The organism is Halomonas profundus, from assembly GCF_020865425.1.
GTDB classification, from domain to species: domain Bacteria; phylum Pseudomonadota; class Gammaproteobacteria; order Pseudomonadales; family Halomonadaceae; genus Vreelandella; species Vreelandella titanicae.
The window spans coordinates 999171-1021102 of sequence record NZ_CP086344.1 but is presented as its reverse complement, the minus strand read 5'-3'; the positions used below and the strand labels follow the sequence as shown (position 1 = coordinate 1021102).

Here is a 21932-nt window from a genome sequence, read left to right as displayed (position 1 = left end):
TCAGCTCTCCATACCGTCTAATAGCGCCGCCATCTTTTCAAGCTGTGCGCCTTCTTCCTCTTTCGCGTCTTGACCCCATTCCTGAATGGACTCACACATTGAGGCCAAGGTAGCGCGCTCGAAATAACTGCGAAGAGGGAGCTGTATATCAAAGTTTTCTTCCACTCTGGACTGCACCCTTAAAGCCGACAATGAGTGCCCCCCCAGTTCAAAGAAGTTGTCGTATCGACCCACCCGTTCGACGCCAAGTATCTCTGACCAGATTTCTGCCAGCGCTTCTTCCACTTCACCTTGAGGCGGCTCATACTGCGCGCCACTTGCCAAATCCGGTACAGGCAGGGACTTGCGGTCTACTTTGCCGTTGGCATTCAGCGGCAATGCATCGAGGGTAACCACAGCTCCCGGCACCATATAGTCCGGCAGTCGTTGTCCTAGCGCTTCACGTAGTGAACTGGTGTCAAGTTGAATGTCGTCCTGGGAAACCACATAAGCGACTAACCTAGAATCACTAGGGCTTTCTTGAGCGACCACCACCGCCTCGCGAACCTCAGGCTGAGAGAGCAGTTCGGCTTCGATCTCGCCAAGTTCGATGCGTAGGCCGCGTATTTTCACTTGGTGATCAAGGCGCCCCAGGTACTCGAGCTGACCATCTTCCCGCCAACGCACTAGGTCACCGCTGCGGTAGAGGCGTTTACCCTGCTCAAATGGATCCGCGACGAAACGCTCTGCCGTTAGGCCACTACGATTCAGATAACCACGGGCCAACCCCATCCCCCCCAGATACAGCTCACCCGCTATGCCAGCCGGCACAAGATTCAGATAGGCATCCAGCACTAGCGCCTTACGTGCCCCGATTGGCTGCCCGATCGGCACTTGGGATGATGGCCCAAGTCCAGCATCATCTGACCATAGTGTCGGAGAAATAACCGTCTCAGCCGGACCATAAGCGTTAAACAGGCGTCTCGGCTCACAAGTTCTTCGAATGCCATCGAAGTCTTCACGTGACCAAGCCTCGCCACCAGCAATACAAAGACGCACTGGAAGGGAGCCGACGCTTAAGCTTTGGTAGAGGTGGCGTAGATAGGCCGGTGGTAGATACAGCACGCTAATGGCATGCTGTCGCACCAATGTAGCTAGCGTCTCGATTTCCAAATGACGCCCCTGCGGAAGCACTAGGGCTGCCCCTGCCAATAGTGGAAGTAACCACTGTTCGCCAGCGGCGTCGAAACTGATTGAAGCGAATTGCAACAGCCGGTCTTCGGGCGTCAGACCATAGCGCTTTCCAACCGCTTGGAGATGCATCGAAAGAGGGCCATAGCTCACTCCAACGCCCTTAGGTCGCCCAGTGGATCCGGATGTATAGACCACATAAGTAAGGTGCTCACTGTGCAAGGCCACCGTCGGATTGATTGAGCTGTAATGCGTGACGTCCAAACGATCCAGCTCGATAATATTTTGGTTTTCCACCATCGGTAAAACATCGCGCAGGTACTGCTGGGTAAGCAGCAGCTCAATACAACTGTCTTCGACCATATAAGCCAACCGCTCGTAGGGGTAGCCGGGATCCAGAGGGACATAAGCACCTCCAGCTTTGAGAATCCCCAGCAGCCCCACCACCATCTCAATGGAACGCTCCATGGCGATGCCCACTCGAGTTTCGGGTTTTACGCCTAAACCTATTAAATAGTGTGCCAAGCGATTGGCTCGAGTATTGAGCTCGGCATAACTGAGTCGCTGCTCAGCGAAGATTAGTGCCGTAGCCTTAGGCGTTGTCATGGCTTGGTGCTCGATCCGTTGGAGGATTGGCTGACCATCGGGATGCTGGTGTGAGTTTTCTCCCCACTCACTCAACAGTTGTCGTTCGTTTTTCCCTAGCAGGCTGATCTCGCTCATCGATTTCCGGGGTACCGCTTGTAAGCTTTTCACGATGCCAACCACAGCCAAAATCATGTAATCACATAACCGCTGAGCACCGATTACGCGGCTTACCTGCCCCACTAACTGGAAGTTTTCCCCCAGATCATCTACCGCTATACCGATGGGATAGTTAGTACGCTCCTGACCACCCAACACTTCCATCCCCTCCCAGGTATGAATGGGATTTCCCTCATATTGAGGTGCGCTGTAACGATAGTTCAACAAACTAGTAAACAACGGTGTCTCGCCAGGTAAACCGCTGCAGCGCTGTGCCAGACCGAGGCTGGCATGCTCGTGGTGCAGTAGTTCCGATAATGCAGCATGGGTCTGGTGCAAGCATTCAGCGACACCTTGTGTCCCCGTTTTGATGCGCACAGGAAGCGTATTGATAAACATCCCCAGTGCTCGCTCGGCACCTTCCACTCCCTGCATGCGGCCGAATAGCACGGTGCCGAACACTACATCGTCCTGCCCGGTGGTTTTGCTTAGCACCAGCGCCCAGGCCAGATGGAACAGGCTGGCCGTACTCACACCATGGAGCTGGGCCTGCTTGCGTACCTGCTGTGCCAGTCCCGCGTCAACAGGAACACTCACTTCTTCGATATCGCTGCCATCGCCACGTACATCCACCAGTCCAAAAGGCGCCGTAGGTTCCTCAATATCACCCAACCGCTCACGAAAGAAGGCTTCATGCTCTTCTGGGCTTACTCCTAATCGGGCCTGCGCCACAAAGTTGCGGAAGGGTAGCGGATTGGGTAACGCTTCCTCACGCCCTTGCTGGATCAGGATGATCTCCTCCACCAGCAGTTCAAGGGTGGTGTGATCCATGACCAGATGGTGGCTAGGCAGTTGTAACAGCCAATGTTCTTTTTCGGCGTCGTATGCGACTACCGCTCGAAACATAGGAGCACGGCGTACATCAAGGCGGTGATACCGTGGATCTACTTCGACGCTCAACTGTTCAGCAACGCTCTGTGATGGGTCACCATCCAAGCCCAGCCATTCGAGTACCAGTTCTGCATGCCTACAAACCACCTGCACCGGTTCGCGAAGCCCTTCCCAGAGCACTGCGGTACGTAAAATATCGTGACGGGCAATGAGCTTATTAAAACCGGCAATAAAGGCTTCCAGCCTCTCCCTGCTATCAAAGCCCAGCAACCGAGGCGTCACATAGGCATCTCCCTCTTCTTGCAGCCGGTGATGGAATAGAATTCCCTCCTGCAATGGCGCTAGTGGGTAGATGTCCTGAATATTACTGGCACCGCCAGGCACAGCAGCTTCGATCTCACGAAGCTCTTCAGCATTGAGTTCAATTAGCGTCAACATCTCAGGCTGGAGAGTCTGGCAATCGTGAGGGATCAGATTAGGCGGAATGATGACCTCTGCTTGCTCGGGCGCTTGCATCAACGCTTGAGCCAAGGCTGTTAGTTCCGGGTGTTGGAACAGAGTACGCACCTGCGCCGTTAGCCCCCGATGCCGCATTTGCTCCAATACCTTTAGAGCCAACAACGAATGGCCCCCCAGCTCGAAGAAGTTGTCGTGGCGGCCCACCCTTTCGACGCCAAGTACCTCTGACCAAATCTCCGCCAGCGCTTCCTCAACCTCGCCTTGAGGCGGCTCGTACTCCGAGCCGCTGACCAAATCCGATGTGGGCAACGCCTTGCGGTCTACCTTGCCGTTGGCATTCAGCGGGAGTCCATCGAGTTCTACCATAACGCCCGGCACCATATAGTCTGGTAGCTTTTGGCCCAGCGCTTCACGTAGTGAGCTAGTATCAAGCTCACTATCGGCTTGGGGAACCACATAAGCGACTAGCCTAGAACCAACGGGGCCTTCTTGTGCCACCACCACCGCCTCGCGAACCTTCGGCTGAGAGAGTAGTTCGGCTTCAATCTCGCCAAGCTCGATACGTAGGCCGCGGATCTTCACTTGATGATCGAGACGGCCCAGATACTCGAGCTGGCCATCGTCACGCCAGCGCACCAAGTCACCGGTGCGGTAGAGGCGTTCCCCCTGCGCAAATGGATCAGCGACAAAACGTTCTGCAGTAAGGTCTGGGCGGTGTATGTAACCCCGTGCCAACCCAATGCCTCCAAGATAGAGTTCCCCCGCGACGCCAGGCGGTGCCAAGTTAAGATCGCCATCCAGTACATAGGTACGAATACCAGCGATCGGTTGGCCGATCGCTACCTGGTTGCGCCCATCCTCTTGGCAAGTCCAGTGGGTAACGTCGATGGCGGCCTCGGTGGGGCCATAGAGGTTGTAGAGCGCCGTGTGAGGCAAACGGGCAAACGCTTGGTTCTGCAGCTCTGCCGGAAGTGCCTCACCGCTACACACCAGACGTGTCAGGCTGATACAGGTCTCAACCTCGCCATAGGCAAGGAAGGCCTGCAACATTGAAGGTACGAAATGTAGAGTGGTGACCCCATGAGTACGTATCAATTCGACCAGTTGGGCTGGCTCGCGGTGAGCGCCTGGTGGCGCCATCACTAGTCGAGCGCCCTGCATCAGCGGCCAGAAGAACTCCCACACAGAAACATCGAAACTAAATGGCGTCTTCTGCAACACCGCATCGTCAGCCGTCAGGCCGTAAGCTTCTTGCATCCACTGTAGGCGGTTAGTAAACGCGTGGTGGCGGTTGGCCGCCCCCTTGGGCCGCCCAGTAGAACCCGAGGTGTAAATGACATAGGCGAGATGCTCACCGTGCAGTGCCACCTGTGGGTTGGTTGACGCATGATGCGTCACATCCAACTGATCCAGTTCGATGACATTAAGGTTTTCAGCTACTGGTAACAATTCGCGAAGATGTTGCTGGGTCAGCAGCAACTCGATACCGCTGTCCTCGGCCATATAGGCCAGCCGCTCGGTGGGATAATCCGGATCCAGCGGCACATAGGCACCTCCCGCTTTGAGAATACCCAACAGCCCTACCACCATCTCGATAGAGCGCTCAACCGCAATACCCACTCGAGTTTCGGGTTTTAAGCCTAGACCGACCAGATAGTGGGCCAGACGATTTGCACGGATGTTAAGTTCGGCGTAGCTGAGCGACTGATCTTCGAATACTAGTGCTGTGGCCTCTGGGGTTGCTTCAGCTTGGCGCTCTATCACGTGATGAATAGGTTCGACCAGATTATCGATTGCTGCGCGGCTTCCCCAGTCGAACAGCAATGCTTTTTCCGCATTATCAGGTAGTTCGATAGAGGAGAGCTGTGTTTCGGGCTTTTCTAATAGAGTTTTCAGTACTTTCTGGTAGTAACCGATTAAACGATGAATTGTCTGTTCATCGAACAGATCGGAATTAAACTCTAGCGCACCAACAACTTGATCCTGTTCGATGACAATATCCAACGACAGCTCAAATTTTGCACTCGTCTGAGGAAGATCGATCAATTCGACAGACACACCATCTAGCTGAAGCTGTTCCTCGTCAGATCTGAATTGGAGACCAAACATGACTTGAAACAATGGCTGTCGAACGGGATCCCGCTTTACTTTCCGGTGTTCGAGCAAGACTTCTAACGGCATATCAGCATAGTTGAGCGAGCCCACTGCATCCTTTTTAACCTGCCGACATACGTCACGCAGGGTCATGGCTGGATTCACTCGAACTCGAAAAGGCAGTGTCGTGATGAAAAAGCCAACGACCTCCTGAAATTCCTCTTGCTGGCGACCTGACGACGGTACGCCAATAGCGAAGTCTTGCTGCCCACAGTAGCGGGCCAGCACTACTTGCCAGGCAGCGAAGAGTGGCACGAAAGGAGTAAAGCGCTGTTGTTGGCAAAAGGCTTTTAGGGAACTGGCGAGGCTGCTATCCAACACGAAACGCTTTGCGACCCCCCGAAATTCTTGCTGTTTGGGATAGACTCGATCCGTGGTGATTTCTAACGGTGGGACATCATCCCCTAGGTGTTCATTCCAATACGTAAGTTCCTTGTCAATATCGCCCGCTGCTACTCTCTTGTGCTGCTGCAGAACATAGTCACCATACTGTACGGGCAAGCTTGGAAGCTGTGCATTTCTGTCTTGGCTCAACGCCTGACGATAGGCTTCACTCAGATCGGATTCGATGATGCGGTTTGACCAGGCATCCGAAATGATGTGGTGAAGGCAAACAACCAGAACTTGTCGGCGCTCCGTCATCTTGATTAACCGAGCCACTAGCAGCGGTGGCGCACCAAGATCAAAAACATGCTGCGCGACTTCCTCGATCGAGCGCGTCCGCCTTTCGTCCTGCTCTGGTGCAGCCAGCTCAGAGAGATCTTCTTTACGAATAGAAAAAGGGACGCTAGGGAGCACGGACTGGTGTGGTACACCGTTGCGCTCAAAGAATCGCGTTCTCAATACGCTATGGCGTTGAATCAGTGCTTGAAAGGCGCTTTCTAGGGCCCCTGCATCCACGTTTCCGGTAAGCTGATAAGCACGCGGCTGGTTATAGGCAGTAAGATCCGGCGAATAGCGATGCAGGAACCAAAGCTGCTGCTGGGAGTATGACAATGACAATACATCACCTTCACGTATTGCTTCAGACATTCCATCCTGCCCTTCCCTGTCATTACCATGTGATGTTGCGTCTTGTGAATGAGCCACTTCCTTCATCGATACCCCCTCTTCCTGAACTGCATTACGAATGATGTTGCGAGGCAAACTTGGCATCTCAGTTAGTATCAAGCTCAGCTAGCCCGCTCGTACTAGCCTCAGCACAACTCTCACGTAGAGCTGCGCCCAGCTCGGCAGCGTTGGGATGATCGAATACCACGCCGGGGGCTATCTCGATCCCGAACTGCTTACGGATGCGGGCCACCAGTTTGATCACCAGCAATGAGTGCCCACCCAGCTCGAAGAAATCGTCATCAATGCCTACCTCATCGCGACCAAGCAGCTCAGCCATGGCTTGACACAGGTTGGCTTCCACGGCATCCCGGGGCTTCACCAAGGTTTTTCTTTCCGCAGTTTTTTGGGCCAAGGCTTCCAGCGCGGAGGTGTCTACCTTTCCGTTACCTAGGCGAGGGAAGTGCTCAACAGGGATAAAACGAGAAGGACGCATGGGTTCAGGCAGTAGCACAGCCAGTTGCTCGCGAAGCTGAGTCTGGCCTTCAGCAGACATCGCCTCGGGTTCTCCAATCAAAAACGCTACGAGCTCCTGGGTATCACCGCCCCGCCCCATCAGGCGAACCAGGCTCTGTTTAACCCCTGGCTGTGCTTGCAACACGCTTTCGATTTCCGCAGGTTCAACACGAAAGCCACGCAGCTTGATCTGGTCATCGGCTCGCCCAATAAGGCGTACGCCTCCCTCGGGCAGCACGCACGCCAAATCACCGGTGCGATAGAGACGCTCACCGGGAATAAAGGGATCTTCGACAAACGCGGAAGCATCACTATTGAGATAGCCGCGCGCCAGTTGGGCGCCGCCCAGATACAGTTCACCTACGGCACCGGTGGGGGTCGCGTGCAAGTTTTCATCAAGTACTCGATAGCGGCAATTCGGCAGCAACTGGGTTAACGGCAGCGGGCCTGCAATATCTTGCGACAGCAATATCCGGTGCACCATAACGCCCACCGTGGCTTCTGTGGGGCCATAATGGTTGTATAGTTGGCACTCGGGCGAGATCCGCGCAATGCTCGAAAGTAAGGCAGGTGAAGCTGCCTCGCCGCCTAGAATCACTGTTTTCGGCAACCGGGGAGCTTCGCACTCCAGCAGGGCCTCCAGATGGGACGGCACTATCTTGAGTGCATTGATATCGGCCGCCGACATAAAGCTCGCAAAATGGTCGCCATCCTGCATATCGTCAGGTGCGGCGATCACCAAGCCGGCACCATTGAATAAGGCGCCGAACAGTGCAGTATTGCCCAGATCGGTGGCCAGCGAGCCGGTCAATGCCCAGCGCTGGCATGCCGATAGACCCATGGCCTTTGTGGCCCCGGCGACGTAATTGAGCAGTTGACCATGCTCAATTACCACGCCTTTTGGCGTGCCGGTGGAGCCAGAGGTATAGAGGATATAGGCCACGTCGTTGAGGCCAGGTTCTGGAAACGACAATGCGCCACTAGCCGACTCTTCGATGCCTCTTGGTAGCCCTAAACTGCGGATACCAGGCAGGGCCTGTGCTGTGAGTTCCGCCTCGTCGTTTTCAGCGCTGACCACTAGCGCGGGCTGGGCATCCTCAAGCACTCGCCGCTTACGCTCTACGGGCCACTCCGTGTCGAGTGGCAGGTAGGCGGCACCTGCACGCCATACTGCCAGCAGCAGCACGACCAAATCGGTGGAGCGGAACAGGTTGAGAGCAACATAATCCCCATGTTTGACGCCCTGGTTATCCAGCCACTGCGCGATACCATTAATGCGGGTTTCTAATTGGGCGTAACTCAGCGTACGACCCTGCTCCTCAATGGCAATGGCATCCGGCGTCGAGGCCACCCAGGCAGCGATATGGGCCGCTACGCTACGCTCACCCACGTCGAGCTCACTGTCCTCAATCGACAGTAACCCCTGCTGTTGCTCAGGGGAGATAAGCGGCACCGAGAATAGCTTTTGCGCGGGTTCGGCTAGTCCCGCCTGTAGCAGCGTCTGGTACTGACCCAGCAGACACTCGGACGCCGCGCGGCTATAGCATGATGGGTCGGTGTAGAGCGTCGCCACTGCGCCGTTCTCACTGCGGTCAATGTGCAAGGCAAGCTCAAATTCTGCTGATGGCCCTGGCAATTCTCGCAAGCGCCACTGCAAACCCGCCGACTTTAACTCACTCACCCCCTCTGAAAATGCGAACCCAGCGAATAGGTGGCGCTTATCGGGCAGCGCATCAATCAACCAATACTCCTGGGCCTGGGTATGCGCCTCTAGCTGCTCTGCTAAACGGGTAATCCAGCTAGAGAAGTCACTATCAGCGACACCTTCAACCAGCACCGGCAGCACCTTATCGAAGAGGCCGATCGCCCCTTGCATCACCTCGTAATCCTGACGGCAGTCGTGTTGCCAACCACCTAGCACACGCTCACTGCCGCTAATCCTGGCAAGTAACGCCCACCAAGCTGCCTGTAACACTGCCTCGGCAGATACTTGAAGCTCATCTGCCAGGCTATCAATACGCGCCACCAGGTCTGGTTCGAGCTGCAAGGCTACATATTCATGCTCTGCCCGCACGTCATGGCGATGCGCTTGCCTTGCAGGTAAACGGCATGCGCCTGCCTGCTCGGCATGCTGCTGGTGATTTTGCCAATACTCACGACCCTCTTCGGCGTCATCGTCGTTTTCGAGCGAAGCGCGCCACTCGATAAACTGGGAATACTGCAGCGCAGACTCCTCATCGGCACCTCCGCTCTGATCGTAAGCATCCGCCAACGCCGAGAACAGCGACTGCAGACTGCCGCGATCCGCCACCAACGCCGAAACAGCCAGTACTAATACCCAGGCTGCTTCACCAGTACGCAGCAGCACTGGACGCAGCAGCTCGCCACTCTCAATGGCCATGGGCCGGTGCTTCAGTGACTCGCTAAAGTTATTAAGAAAGTCGTTGAGCAGCGCATCCTTGTCATCGCTGCCACGTAAGTCCTCATGCCGCCACTCGATGGCAGGCAGCTCTTCAAGTGCTTGGTGACGCAGCCCGCGGTACCCGGCCACGCTCTTTAAAGTCGTCGCTAGGGCTTCATGCTGTTGCCTAAGGCCGCTCAGTGCACGCTCCAACCGTGAGCTATCAAGCGCCCCTTGGATATCGGCCACCATGACATTAGCCTGCGCCGATGCTGCCTGCTGGGTATCACTTTCACTAGTTTCCGCCGCCACCAACACTGCACGCTGTTCAGGGCTAAGCGGCCAATGGGCAAGGCTCTGCTGTTCCGTTATTGCATTCATTTATCGACTCCCAAACCCCGTGACGTTATTGACCGACCAACTCGGCATCGGCACTTGCCCCTTGAGCCTCTTCCAGCGCCGAACGCTCATAGATGTCCCCCATCGCTACCACGATCTTGCGTGGCCCCTCGTAGGGATCCCGGGCATGGGCCGCTAACATGTTGTCGACCATCACCACATCGCCCCGGCGCCAGTCGAAGCGCACGGCACAGGCTTCGTAGGCTTCGCCGACCACCTTCATCATCTCGTCGCTAATCACGGAGCCGTCGCCGAAATAGACATTGCGCGGCAGGCGCTCCGGGCCAACCATGCCAAGCAGGTCTTCTTTCACATCAGGCTCAAGGCAACTGACGTGGTGGAGTTGCACCTGATTGAAGAACACTCGGTCACCGGTCACGGGATGGGCGACTACCGCTGGGCAGCGCGTACGCGTCTGCAGCTCGTCATCACCCAACCACTGCCACTCAATTCCCCCTTCTTTGAGCCGCGCTTCAACCTCCTCCCTGCTATCGGTTTTGAAAAAGTCTCGCCAGCTCACGTCCAGGTTGCGGGTGAAGGTGCGCACATAAAGCAGCCCTTTGCGCTCGAACTCCTCCACCACATCGGCGGGAAGGTGGCGTAGCATCTCGCGGCAATCAACGATCGGGGTGGCGCCTCCCACGGGAGAGGGGAATTCGCAGAAGAACAGTTGCTTGCGCGGCCAGCGCTCCAAATGCGAACTTTCGTTGTGGTAGAGAATCATCTGGCGCTCGGGATAGGGGGTTGAACGGTAGGTATTGCGCCCCCCTTCTTTCTTGGGCAGGTCACCATAGTTGCCGTAAAGGCCCGGCTGGATAGCCTCGGCAAAGGCTTCAAACTCTTGCGGTGTGGTCAGCCCAAAGTTACGGAACAGAATGCCTGCATGCTTGCGTAAGTTTTGCTCGATGAAGTCACGCTGGGAAGTTGCCCACGCCACCGCATCAAGGTCAGCGTCCGCCGCTTCGATCACGAGAGGAAAGACTCTTTTTTCATCGAGCAGCGCCGTTCGTATCGGTGAATCACTATTGGTCGAGGGGCGCGCACTTGGCTGGGATTTCAGGCTGCCAAGCTTGTTGAGTTTGGAACCTTTTGAAAGCTTGTTTTGCATAGCGTGTTTCTCCATTAGGGGTAAACGAAACTCCTCGACGGGCATGTTGGGAGCTTCCACGATCTGCGCTAGTAGCGACTGCCAGGCACCGGTTAAGTGCTCAATGGTTTCGCGTCGGTACAATGCGGTGGCGTAGACCCACTCGACTGATAGTCCGGTATCACTCTCATTGACGAATATCGCCATATCGAACTTCGACTCTTGCCGAGGCTGAGGCATTACCTCCACTTCCAAGCCCGGAATTGAGAACCGCTCGGTTGGCGTGTTTTGTAGTACGAAGAGGGTTTGTATCAGGGGGGAACGGTCGCGCTCACGACCAATCCCCGAAAGCTCGACAATTTTGTCGAAGGGAACATTTTGATGATCGAAGGCATCCAGCACGCTGGTCTGTACTTGCTCAAGCCAGTGGCCGAAATCAATCTGGCCATCAGACAAACGAGACCGCAGCGGGATTACATTGACAAAAAAGCCAATCAACGGCTCAACATCGGGATGGCTACGGCCAGCGACATCGGTTCCCACAATCAGGTCGTGCTGACGGGTCTGGCGATGCATCAACAGCTGGAAACTCGCCAATAGAAGCGCAAATAGCGTGGTGCCACGCTGTGCGGCAAGCTTGTTCAACGCTTGTGATAGGTCTGGAGTCAGTGTCATGCTCAGGGCACTACCGGCATGCGATACTTGGCTAGGCCTAGCGAAATCCCCCGGTAGCGTTGAGAGCGGAGGAGCATCACTTAGATAGCGACGCCAGAAGGTTGCGCTTTGCTCGAAGGCCTCTCCCGACAGTGCTTTCTCATGCCAAGCGGCATAGTCCACGTACTGAATACCAAGCTCGGGTAACCCAGACTCCTTCCCTTCCAACAATTCCCCGTACAGAGAGGCAAATTCCCGGACGAATACGCTCGTGGACCAGCCGTCGAAGACAATGTGGTGAATGACCAGGACCAGGGCATGCTCTTGTGCGCCAAAACGCAGTAAGCCCGCCTTGATTAAAGGGCCCGTGACAAGATCAAATGGTGTGTTCGCATACTCGGTGAAGGTATCTTGCAGATATCGCTGTTGCTCCCGTTCAGGAAGATCACTGCAATCCAAAACAGGAAGTTCGATGTTTCGCTGATCCTCGATAACCGCGATGGGTTCATCACTCTCGCTTTCGGGGTAGTGGGTACGCAATGCTTCATGCCGCGCAACGATGGCATTAACGGTTCTTTCTAGAACCTCTATATTCAACTCCCCTTTCAGGGAAAACAGCGCTGGAAGGTTGTAGGCGGCACGCTCACGGTCGCCCGCCTGACTTGCCAAGCGATCAACCAGCCAGAGCCGGCGCTGGACAGGTGCCAAAGGTAGTTCCGAAGACCGGGAAATCGGCATCAGTGGATTCTGGATAGCTCCCTGACGAAAAGCCGAAGGCTTCGCTAACCGGCGCTCTACTTCATCAACCACATCACTAAAGCGCGGCTTTTCCATGACCGATCTGGTCGGGAAATCAATTGCCCAATGATCGCTAATGCGTGAAGCTAACTGCACCGCCGCCAGAGAATTACCCCCGCTAGCAAAGAAGTGGGCATCTTTTCCCAACGGCTTTTCCTTGCCGTCCCCCAGCACCTGGTGCCAGAGCTTCGCCAACGCCTGCTCCGTTTCGCTCCCTGCTTCCGCAGTAGATTGCGATGACTTTCCTCCGCCCTCAGCGTCACCACCGCTGACAAAACGCCCAAAGGCGTGAATGGCGTAGGCATCCAGGCTACCCGCCTCCCAGCCTTGGCGGCAGGTGCTGCGCTGCAATTTACCGCTGGAGGTTTTGGGAAGACCGCCTGGGTTAAGCAGTAGCACTACCGAAAGCGGCTCGTGGCAAGCGGATCCCACCGTCTCGCTTAGTGCTTCGACCAGCTTCTCGGCGGGCACTAGCTTCTGTATGCCGCGGGAGACCTCTGCCGCGACGCCAATCCCCTCGGCGCCTTCAGGGGTGGTCACTGCAAAGGCCGCCACGCGCCCTTTGCGCACTGCTTCTACTTCCGCCTCAACAGCGCTCTCGATATCCTGGGGGTAGACGTTATTGCCGCGCAGAATGATCAGGTCTTTAATACGCCCGGCGATATACAGCTGCCCTTGGTGTAAAAAGCCTAAATCGCCGGTGCGTAGCCAGCGATCGTCTCGGTCGTTATGGCCTTCTGCTTCGGGATTGTGAGCGTCGCTATCGTGAGCCCCGGTACGTTGCCAGCTAACGCCATCACGGGTAACAAAGGTTTTGGCCGTGGCTTCAGGGTTGTGCCAATACCCATGTGCCACGCTGGGCCCATTGACCCAGATCTCGCCGACGTTACCTTCGGGCAGGGATTGAAGCCCCTCGGGATCGACAATATCAATAGCATGATGGGGTTGCGGCGTGCCACAGCCCACCAGGGTATTGCCTTCGGCTGTTGAGGACGCCTGCCCCTGAGCCAGCAATTGTTGCGAAAAAGCCGTGCCCACCACGCCCGTACCGCGCGGATTACAGCTAACCAGCAGCGTGGCTTCAGCTAGACCATAGCAAGGGGCTGCGGTATCAGCAGAGAAGCCCGCCGGGCGGAAGCGTTCAATAAAGCCAGTGAGGGTTGCGTGGCGTACCGGCTCGGCGCCTGAAAACGCGACCCGCCAGCTGGATAAATCGAGTGTCTCAATCTGTTCGTCGCGAATACGATCAAGGCACAGCCGGTAGGAGAAATCGGGGCCACCACTGATGGTACCCCGGAAGCGCGAGATCGCCTCTAGCCAGCGTACCGGCCGCTGCAGAAAGAAGGTCGGGCTCATCAGCACGGAGGGAATGCCACGATAGATGGGCTGCAGCAGGCCGCCAATCAGCCCCATATCGTGGTAAAGCGGTAGCCAACTAACGAAGACATCGTCAGCACCAATCGAGAAGCCTGTCTCGATAGCGCGCTCGTTGGCCATTAGGTTGCCATGGCTCACCATCACCCCTTTGGGCGTGGCCGTGGAGCCTGAGGTGTATTGCAAAAAGGCGATATCACCACGCTTTGAGCGATGCTCGACCCAGTGTTCAGCGCGGCTCTCATCGACGGCATCCACGGGGATCAGTTCAGTGCTGCCGAAGCCTTCGCTTGCAGATGCGACCACATCGATAATCGTTGTAGAGGTGAGCACACAGGCCGCCTGGGAGTCGGCGGCAATGGCGAGCAGACGTGCCAGATGTTGCTGCTTGGCCGACTCCGGAGGAAAGACCGGCACGGCAATCACCCCGGCATATAGGCAGGCAAAGAATGCCACCACGTAGTGCTCATCGTTATCCAGCAGGATTAAGGCACGCTCACCAGCCGGGAACCGCTGCTGTAGCTCGCTGGCCAAAGCACGCGAACGCTTCTCCAAGGTGGCGTAATCAAGGGTGGTATCACCTTGAGCGTTCACCACAATTAGCGCCCTATCATGGGGCCTTTCCTGGGCTAAGCGAATTAAATGCTCTACAAAGTTGTTAGAAACACCGTTGTGGGGCGAGCTACTGCAAGTTGTCTGGGCGTGCCTTGTATCCATATGCGTACCTACTAAAAGTTCGAATCCTGGAGATAGTGAGTCAGTAAATGACGTTGGTAATTTGGCAGTGCCGCGGGGTACTCACGCTTTATAGTCCCAACCCCGCAGGCAACATGCGCCATATCGACATAACCCAGGGCAGCGGCATAGCCGTTCGGCGCTGGCAGCGGCCATGCTTGCAAAGGTGATGAAATGGGAAGCGAGTGCTCAAGGTGATAGGTGCCTGGCGACCCTAAAGAGGAAGTGATCGAGAGCGCCTGCAAATGATCAGCGATGCCCAGGCCCAAAGCTTTGAGTACCGCCTCTTTAACCACCCAGCGCTCCATGAAGGGCAGCGCGGAGCTGTCGCGTGCGTGGTCGAGCTGCTCACTCGGAGATAGCACCAGGCCTTGCAGCGGCGCCAGTTCGGCCTCGGGTCGGCAACGCTCAATATCGACCCCCACCGCGCCGCCGGGAGCAATCGCGATCAGGGCGACATGGCCAGAGTGGGAGACATTGAAAGCAGGCCCATCAGCGTTTTCCAACGCTGGTTTGCCGTAAGCGTTCTGAGTGAACACCAACTTTTCTGGCGCTATACCGGTGTGCGCTGATAGCAGTCGCCGCAGGGCCGCGCGAGTCGCCACGGCGCGTACGACATCGGCGTGATGGCGAAGCCGCTGGGCGCGCTGCCACTCGGCTCGGCTCAGCAACCGATCATCGTCGTCGGCCACCGGGGCGTTCAGGTCGAGCGATAAACGCCAGACTTCAAGCCCCTCAGGAGCCCCTTCAGCTAACTGCAGGCGCTGCATGGGGCACCTCCTCAAGCCGTCGAGTCAGCGCCCGTTCGATAGTCTCCAGCACTTGTGCTTGCTGCTGGCGAATAAAGAAGTGCCCTCCTTCGAACCAGTTCAACGAGAACGCCCCGCCCGCTTCTCGCTGCCACGCCTCTAGACGCTCTCTTTCGATATCGTCATCGCGCCCAGCGAACACCTGTAAGGGATAACCAAGCGGCGACCCGCCGCGATAGCGGAAACTGCGGCAAAGGCGATAGTCCGCCGCCAACACATCGAGAGTGAGGCGCAGCAGTTCCGGGCTTGCGAATACCTCCTCTGGGGTGCCGCCCTGCTGGCGTAGATCCGCAATCAGGGCTTTGTCGTTATCAAGGCTCGCCAAGCGGTCTGAATCGCGTATTGAGGGCGCCGCGCTGCCTGAGGCGAACAGCATCCGCGGCTGAGGTCGCCCTACATCGCGCAAGCGAGCTGCCATGCCGTAGGCCAACAACGCCCCCATGCTGTGACCGAACAGGGCAAAGTCGCCGCGCATCCGCGTTGCCTGCTCTTCGCACAGCCGCACGACCTGGGTCTCGAAGTCATCGATGAGCGACTCACCCAGGCGCTCACCACGCCCAGGCAGCTCGACGGGATATACCTCGATCCAGGCGGGCAACTGACGCTTCCAGCGCAGATACATGGTGGCGCTGGCCCCGGCACAGGGCAGGCAGAGCAGTCTTAAACGCTTAACCTGCATCCACCTGCTCCGCCTCGCTTTTGGCTTGCGCATCCATCCACTGGCGCAGCGACAGTGGCCGCATATCAGTCCAGGTCTTTTCGACGTAGGCTAAGCAGGTTGGCTTATCGCCGAGTACGCCGGTATCCGTCCAGCCAGCGGGAATCGCTTTCCATTCTGGCCAGAGGGAGTACTGCTCTTCGTGGTTGACTAATACGCGGAAGACACCATCTTCACGATCAAAACAGCTTGTCATGGGACTAACCTCATCGTTGCCAAAGGAATGAGAAATAAAATGCAATTACTTCTCATTACTCAATGACGAGTGAGGCGTCAGAAAATTTAATGCTGGGGGAGGAAAAGAGGAAAAATAAGGGGAGGGGCCGCTAGGGCGTCGGTATAGAATTACTTATGCCAGGCTAAGAATTGCACAGTAGGAGGCAGCTTTAGCTCGCGATCATTTAGAACAATCGAAGGAGGGGAATAAAAAACAGGGACTGATCAACTGCGCTCATCACCACTTGGAATCATCCCCGTTAGCAGCCATAGCTGTTCGGCTTCACGAAATACACGGCGGTGCTGAGAAGAAGCCGCTAACCACGCATGAAGCGCCTCGCGATCAGCGTCGCTCAACGTCTCTTCATGCTCGCGCATCAGCCAGTCTAGCGCCGTTTGCCAAACGGCATCATCGCCGCTGTCGTTATCCATCGTTACTGTCAAACCTCTCTACTGCTGCCTGCTGAACACCTGTCTCGGGAAGCGTGTAATATTATCAACGCTATCTGCTGACAGTGTAACAAAGCGACAACAAAGAAGGGACGGAACGTGGGCTTACCGATCTGGCAACATCTGGCCTTGTAGCGACTGGCGGCAATGAGTCAATGCATCGCGAATCATAAAATTAACTAACGTGGTGGAAATACCTAACAAGTGGGCCACTTCCCGCTGCGTATGACTTCCCGAACGATAGAGCTCAAAAGCGCGACGCGTACGCTCGGGCAGCTCGTCCAGCGCGTCCACCACCTGTGCCAAGGCCTGGCGGTCAATCGCGATCACCTCTGGAGAGTGTGACGCGTAAGAGGCGGCCTCCCCTTCCTCTTCTTTTGCAAACAAAGTTGACTCAAACGCCGAACGGCGGCAGCGGTCAATGGCGAGGTTGCGCACCACACGTGACACGTAAGATATGGGCTGCTTCACCTCAAAAAGCGTGGTTGCTTCCGAAATTTTTAGATAGGCGTCCTGCACGACATCATCGGCTTGATCAGCATTGCCCAATACTCTTGCGGCGACACAGCAGAGCCGGGGCCGCTGATTAACGAAGATATCTTCTAACTCAGCGCTCCAGGTCTGGGTATCCACAGCTCGGCCTCCTGCCTTGATTAACACCACGGAATAAATGGCAATAATTATTATTTGCGTTAGAGCCTGACAAGTCAACTGGTGAGAGCTAACTCACTTTTTATAACGATATGCTTGTTGGCAGCACTACTTCATGAGATGTTTCTCGTTTCCTATCCAGCCCTTGTTACTTCGTTGCCACCAACGCCTTTACCTTAGCTGCGAACAACACTCGGCGCGCTGACAACTCGTGGCTAGGCATTTCAGCCCCTGAGCATGCTAAACTACTGCTGCTCGTATCGCTGTTTCTTGCTCTGGAGACCCACCGTGACGGATGCCCACCGCCGTAAGTTACCCATCGGGATTCAGACGTTCTCGGATATCCGCGAAGGGAACTATTACTACGTCGATAAGACACCGCACATTGAGCGTTTGGTTAACCAGAACAAATACTACTTCCTCTCGCGGCCACGCCGCTTCGGCAAAAGTCTCTTGCTGGACACCCTGCGCTGCCTGTTTGAAGGTCGCCAGGCGCTGTTCGAAGGGCTGTATCTCCACGACAGGTGGGACTGGCAGCAGCGCTACCCGGTGATTCGTATTAGCTTTGCCGATGGCGTGATGCAGGGCCGTGAAGGGCTGGATGAGCGTATTCGTGAGCAGCTACGCGTTCAACGAGAGCGACTCGGCATTACCCACCACCATAAAACCGATATACCGGGTGAATTTTCCGCCCTCATTCGTGCCGCCCACCAGCAGAGTGGTCAGCGGGTGGTCATCCTGATTGACGAGTACGACAAGCCGATTCTGGATAACATCCTGGCGCCGGAGCGTGCCCGGGAACTGCGCGAGGGTTTGAAGAACCTTTACAGCGTGCTGAAAGACGCCGACCCGCACCTACACTTCGTGCTGCTTACCGGCGTTTCCAAATTCAGCAAGGTCAGCCTGTTTTCGGGCTTGAACAATCTCCGCGATATTACCCTTTCGCCCGACTATGCAACCTTGTGTGGTTATACCGATGACGATATCGATACCGTATTTGAACCTGAACTTTCTGGGTTAGACCGTCAGGAAATCAAACAGTGGTATAACGGCTATCGCTGGGGTGGTCGTGAGGTTACCTCTGTCTACAATCCCTTCGATGTACTATTGCTGTTCCAAGAGCAAGAATTCGGCCCGTACTGGTTTGAGTCCGCGACGCCAACGTTTTTGGTCGATATTCTCAAACAACGCGGGGTGTTTACCCCTCGATTGGAGACCTTGCAAGCAAAAGCACAGTTGCTCGGCCGCTTTGATGTCGACGATATCACCACCGAAGGGCTGCTGTTCCAAACCGGCTACATCACCATTAAAGACGTGCAGGAACCCATGCTGGGTTATCGCCTCTATACGCTGGGCTTTCCGAACAGGGAGGTAGAAAGCAGCCTTAACGATTTATTGCTGCCAGTATTGGGTATTAACACAAGCGATGCGCAAACCTACCAACTGGCGTTATTTGACACTTTTCAGCGCCATGACCTTGCTGCGTTGGAAGCTCACTTAAAGGCGCTCTACGCCGGACTCCCCCATGACTGGTACCGCAACAACCCCATCGCCAAATACGAAGGCCACTATGCCAGTGTCTTTTACAGCCACTTTGCGGCCTTGGGGCTGGATGTAACCGTGGAAGACGCCAGCCACCACGGCAAGGTGGATATGAGCGTGGACTTTGGTGGGCATATCTACCTGTTTGAGTTCAAAGTGGTGGAACAACTGCCGGAAGGTAAAGCGCTGGAGCAGATCAAACATAAAGGCTATGCCGATAAGCACCGCGTTTCGGGCAAGCCCATCCACCTGATCGGCGTGGAGTTTTCCAGCGTTGAGCGCCAAATTGTGGCGTTTGAGGTGGAGACCTTGGCTTAGCTACCAATCTATCCGCCACTGTCATCTCCGCGTCATGAATGGCTAGTTACATTGAATGCATACAGTTTTTGCCATTCACTAAGGCACGATGAATGCCCAGGGGAAATACAATGCTCGATAGCAGTAACGACCTACTCGAAACGGTGAAGCAGGCGGCGTACGAGGCAGGTGCGCTGTTACGCGAGGGATATTCGCTAAAGGGCAGAATCGCCTTTGAGCAAAAGGGGGCGTCAGACTTTGTCAGCTACTACGATACGGCCGCCGAGAACATCATTATCGACTGTATCAATAGCGCCTTTCCCGATATCGCTTTCCTAGGTGAAGAGAGCGGGCTTACACCCACCGATAGTGACTATACCGTCATCATTGACCCTCTCGATGGCACCAGCAACTTTTTGCATGGGGTGCCTCACTTCTCAGTCTCCATCGCGGTTACTAAGGGCGATGAGCTGATCATCGGCGTTGTCTATCAACCGCTGCTTGATGAAATGCTTTGGGCCAGCCTTGGCACCGGCGTCTTCCTCAACGACACGCCGCTCACTACGCCTGAACCTCGCCCACTGAACGAGATGCTTATAAGCACCTGCCTGCCCTACCACGCTAAAGGCGACTGTACGACGGCCCTAGATCAACTCGCTGCTCTAATGCCCCAGGTGGCCGGTATCCGCAGCCCAGGATCGGCGGCGCTGGAGATCGCCTACACCAGCCTGGGCCGGTTTGATGCTTTTTGGTCTCAAGGCGCTAAGCTCGACTTTTGGGATATCGCCGCCGGTATTGTGATTGCCAGAGAAGCTGGCTACACCGTCACGGATCTCACTGGCGAGCCGAATCCCTCTCAATGGAACAGTTTACTTGCGGCGCACCCCGAGAGGCATGGACAACTGCTAGCGTGTTTAGCGTCTTGCTGATAAACGACCAACGTCATCTCTAACCACCTGAGACCTACCCCTTGCCTGCTTTCCCCAAGCGGCGTTTGCCATCTATCACGTAAATCTTTTCATTTTTTTGTTAAAAATGAGAACCATTAGCACTAGAATGGAGGCATTATCATCAACCCTATCTCCAGGAGTCATTCATGTTCGAGGTCAAAGGCGCCACCTTTGAAATCAATGGTAAGCAGATTTTAAATCCCATTGACCACAGTTTTCATGAGGGCAAGGTTTACGGCCTGATTGGCCATAACGGCTCGGGCAAGTCGACGCTGATCAAGCTCATGGCCCAGCAGCAGCCGGTAAGCCAGGGGGAGGTTCACTTTGATCAACGCCCGCTGAGTGACTGGGGAAATCGTGAGTTCGCCCGTCAGGTGGCTTACCTGCCCCAGCATTTACCAAGTGCAGAAAGTCTTACCGGACGCGAGCTAGTCGCCTTTGGCCGCTACCCATGGCACGGGCTGCTGGGCCGCCACACCCAGAAAGACAAAGATGCCATTGATCGCGCCATTGCCCTGACCCACACAGAGGCCTTTGCCGACCGCTTGGTCGACACGCTCTCTGGTGGTGAACGTCAAAGGGTCTGGTTGGCGATGCTACTCGCCCAGGGCAGCCGATTCCTGCTGTTGGATGAGCCGCTAGCGGCGCTGGATATCGCTCACCAAATCGAAGTGCTGGCGCTGATCCGTAAGCTGTGCGATGAGCTAAATCTTGGAGTCATTATTGTACTGCACGATATCAACATGGCCTCGCGCTACTGCGACGAGCTGATGGCACTGCACAGCGGTCGCTTGTTAGCCCATGGCAGCCCGGATAATTTGATGTGCGGCAGCACCTTAGAGGCTATTTATGGCTTACCGATGCAGGTCATGAAGCACCCCAACGGAGAGCACAATATCGCCGTGGCTCAATAGCGCTATTCTCCGAGGTCAGACACTTTTAAAAGCACTCATTCGCAATCAAAAGCTTCAACTGATACGCATTATCGATTAAGCTGAATGCCATATTTTACCTGTGTGCTGTGTCAAAACCTTGTGTTAAAGCCCTGTGATGGAGCCCGCGATGCCCTCTGCTCTGCGTCAGCCGCAACTGTTCGAGCCTTCGTTAGCGTCCTGCTACACCGGGCCGTTGGCGAACTTTACGCCGCCGTTAATAGGTGGAACGCCACCGCTGGAAGCGTTCAAAACAGCCCGTTGGCGGAATGCCGATTGGCTCAAAGAAGATCTCTCCCGTTTCGCTGAACAGTACCCAGACGGAGACCAGCGGGCAGTGGTATCGATCTGGTCGAAATGGCACTTAAGTGCGCTAACCGTTCCCACACTGACTGCCAACCTGCTGCTTAACCGTGACCTGCCGGTGGGGCTGGACGACATGCAGGTTATCTTTAACGACAAGGGCGCCACCTCGCGGCTGTGGTTGCCCCACGAAGGTACGCCGATAACCACACAAGATCCGTTTGAGCGTTTTGCTACCCTGATTGAGCAGCACTGGGCACCGTTGATTGAGCAATTAGCGGCTATCTCCGGCGCTGCACAGCGGGTGTTCTGGAGCAATGCCGGTGGCTATCTGGACTTTTACGTCAACGCGCTGGGCGAGCACCCGCTTGCCAATAGGCAGGCGTTTGAGGCCGCCAAGGCGTTGCTGGAAGCGCGCAACCTGCCCAACGGCAAGCGCAACCCGCTGTTTCAGCCGGTGCGTTACTTTACGCCCAAGGGTAGTGAGGAAGTTAAGCGGGTGCGCAAGCTTTGCTGCCTGCGCTATTTACTGGATGAGTTTGATACCTGCGGCACCTGCCCGCTAGAGGGCTGCGACCTGGAAGCGCGAAAGCGGGCCAAACAGGTCGCCCGTTAAAACGTGAGCTATTTTT

Annotated in this window: 12 protein-coding genes; 4 read left to right on the top strand and 8 right to left on the bottom strand. The window is 55.7% G+C overall.

All coding sequences use genetic code 11. The annotated features are described in order from the left end of the window. The 8 genes from LMS44_RS04745 to LMS44_RS04710 form a co-directional block, all read right to left on the bottom strand. Positions 1-6450 carry a non-ribosomal peptide synthetase gene (locus LMS44_RS04745; RefSeq protein ID WP_278370933.1) on the bottom strand — a complete coding sequence of 2150 codons (6450 nt, stop codon included), beginning with the start codon at positions 6448-6450 and terminating at the stop codon, positions 1-3. Positions 6451-6574: 124 nt separating this feature from the next. Next, the gene (locus tag LMS44_RS04740) at positions 6575-9766 is read right to left on the bottom strand and encodes a non-ribosomal peptide synthetase (protein ID WP_278370934.1); all 3192 of its coding nucleotides are present in this window, start codon (positions 9764-9766) and stop codon (positions 6575-6577) included. 25 nt (positions 9767-9791) lie between these two features. After that, on the bottom strand, positions 9792-14414 hold the full coding sequence (locus tag LMS44_RS04735) for a condensation domain-containing protein (RefSeq protein ID WP_278370935.1): 4623 nt from the start codon (positions 14412-14414) through the stop codon (positions 9792-9794). A gap of 11 nt (positions 14415-14425) precedes the next feature. After that, complete coding sequence (locus tag LMS44_RS04730; protein WP_278370937.1) at positions 14426-15202, bottom strand: 4'-phosphopantetheinyl transferase family protein; 777 nt, start codon at positions 15200-15202, stop codon at positions 14426-14428. Then, positions 15180-15920, bottom strand: coding sequence for a thioesterase II family protein (locus LMS44_RS04725; RefSeq protein ID WP_278370939.1), 741 nt, complete (start codon positions 15918-15920; stop codon positions 15180-15182). The genes LMS44_RS04730 and LMS44_RS04725 overlap by 23 nt, the downstream gene beginning before the upstream one ends. Beyond that, positions 15910-16155: an MbtH family protein gene (locus LMS44_RS04720; RefSeq protein ID WP_278370941.1), complete on the bottom strand. Its 246-nt coding sequence runs from the start codon at positions 16153-16155 to the stop codon at positions 15910-15912. The genes LMS44_RS04725 and LMS44_RS04720 overlap by 11 nt, the downstream gene beginning before the upstream one ends. A 245-nt stretch (positions 16156-16400) precedes the next feature. Continuing rightward, complete coding sequence (locus tag LMS44_RS04715) at positions 16401-16619, bottom strand: FecR/PupR family sigma factor regulator (RefSeq protein ID WP_223828009.1); 219 nt, start codon at positions 16617-16619, stop codon at positions 16401-16403. Between the two features lie 111 nt (positions 16620-16730). Next, entirely contained in the window at positions 16731-17258 is a 528-nt protein-coding gene (locus tag LMS44_RS04710) for an RNA polymerase factor sigma-70 (protein ID WP_233973851.1), read from the bottom strand. 255 nt (positions 17259-17513) lie between these two features. Between LMS44_RS04710 and LMS44_RS04705 the strand changes: the two genes are divergently transcribed. From LMS44_RS04705 to fhuF, 4 genes are all read left to right on the top strand, one after another. Beyond that, entirely contained in the window at positions 17514-19136 is a 1623-nt protein-coding gene (locus tag LMS44_RS04705; protein ID WP_414727638.1) for an ATP-binding protein, read from the top strand. A 110-nt stretch (positions 19137-19246) separates the two neighbouring features. Then, positions 19247-20044, top strand: coding sequence for an inositol monophosphatase family protein (locus LMS44_RS04700; RefSeq protein ID WP_035538915.1), 798 nt, complete (start codon positions 19247-19249; stop codon positions 20042-20044). A 167-nt stretch (positions 20045-20211) separates the two neighbouring features. Continuing rightward, entirely contained in the window at positions 20212-20979 is a 768-nt protein-coding gene (locus LMS44_RS04695; protein ID WP_278370945.1) for an ATP-binding cassette domain-containing protein, read from the top strand. Between the two features lie 148 nt (positions 20980-21127). Continuing rightward, on the top strand, positions 21128-21916 hold the full coding sequence (gene fhuF, locus LMS44_RS04690) for a siderophore-iron reductase FhuF (RefSeq protein ID WP_141439808.1): 789 nt from the start codon (positions 21128-21130) through the stop codon (positions 21914-21916). Positions 21917-21932: the final 16 nt, after the last annotated feature.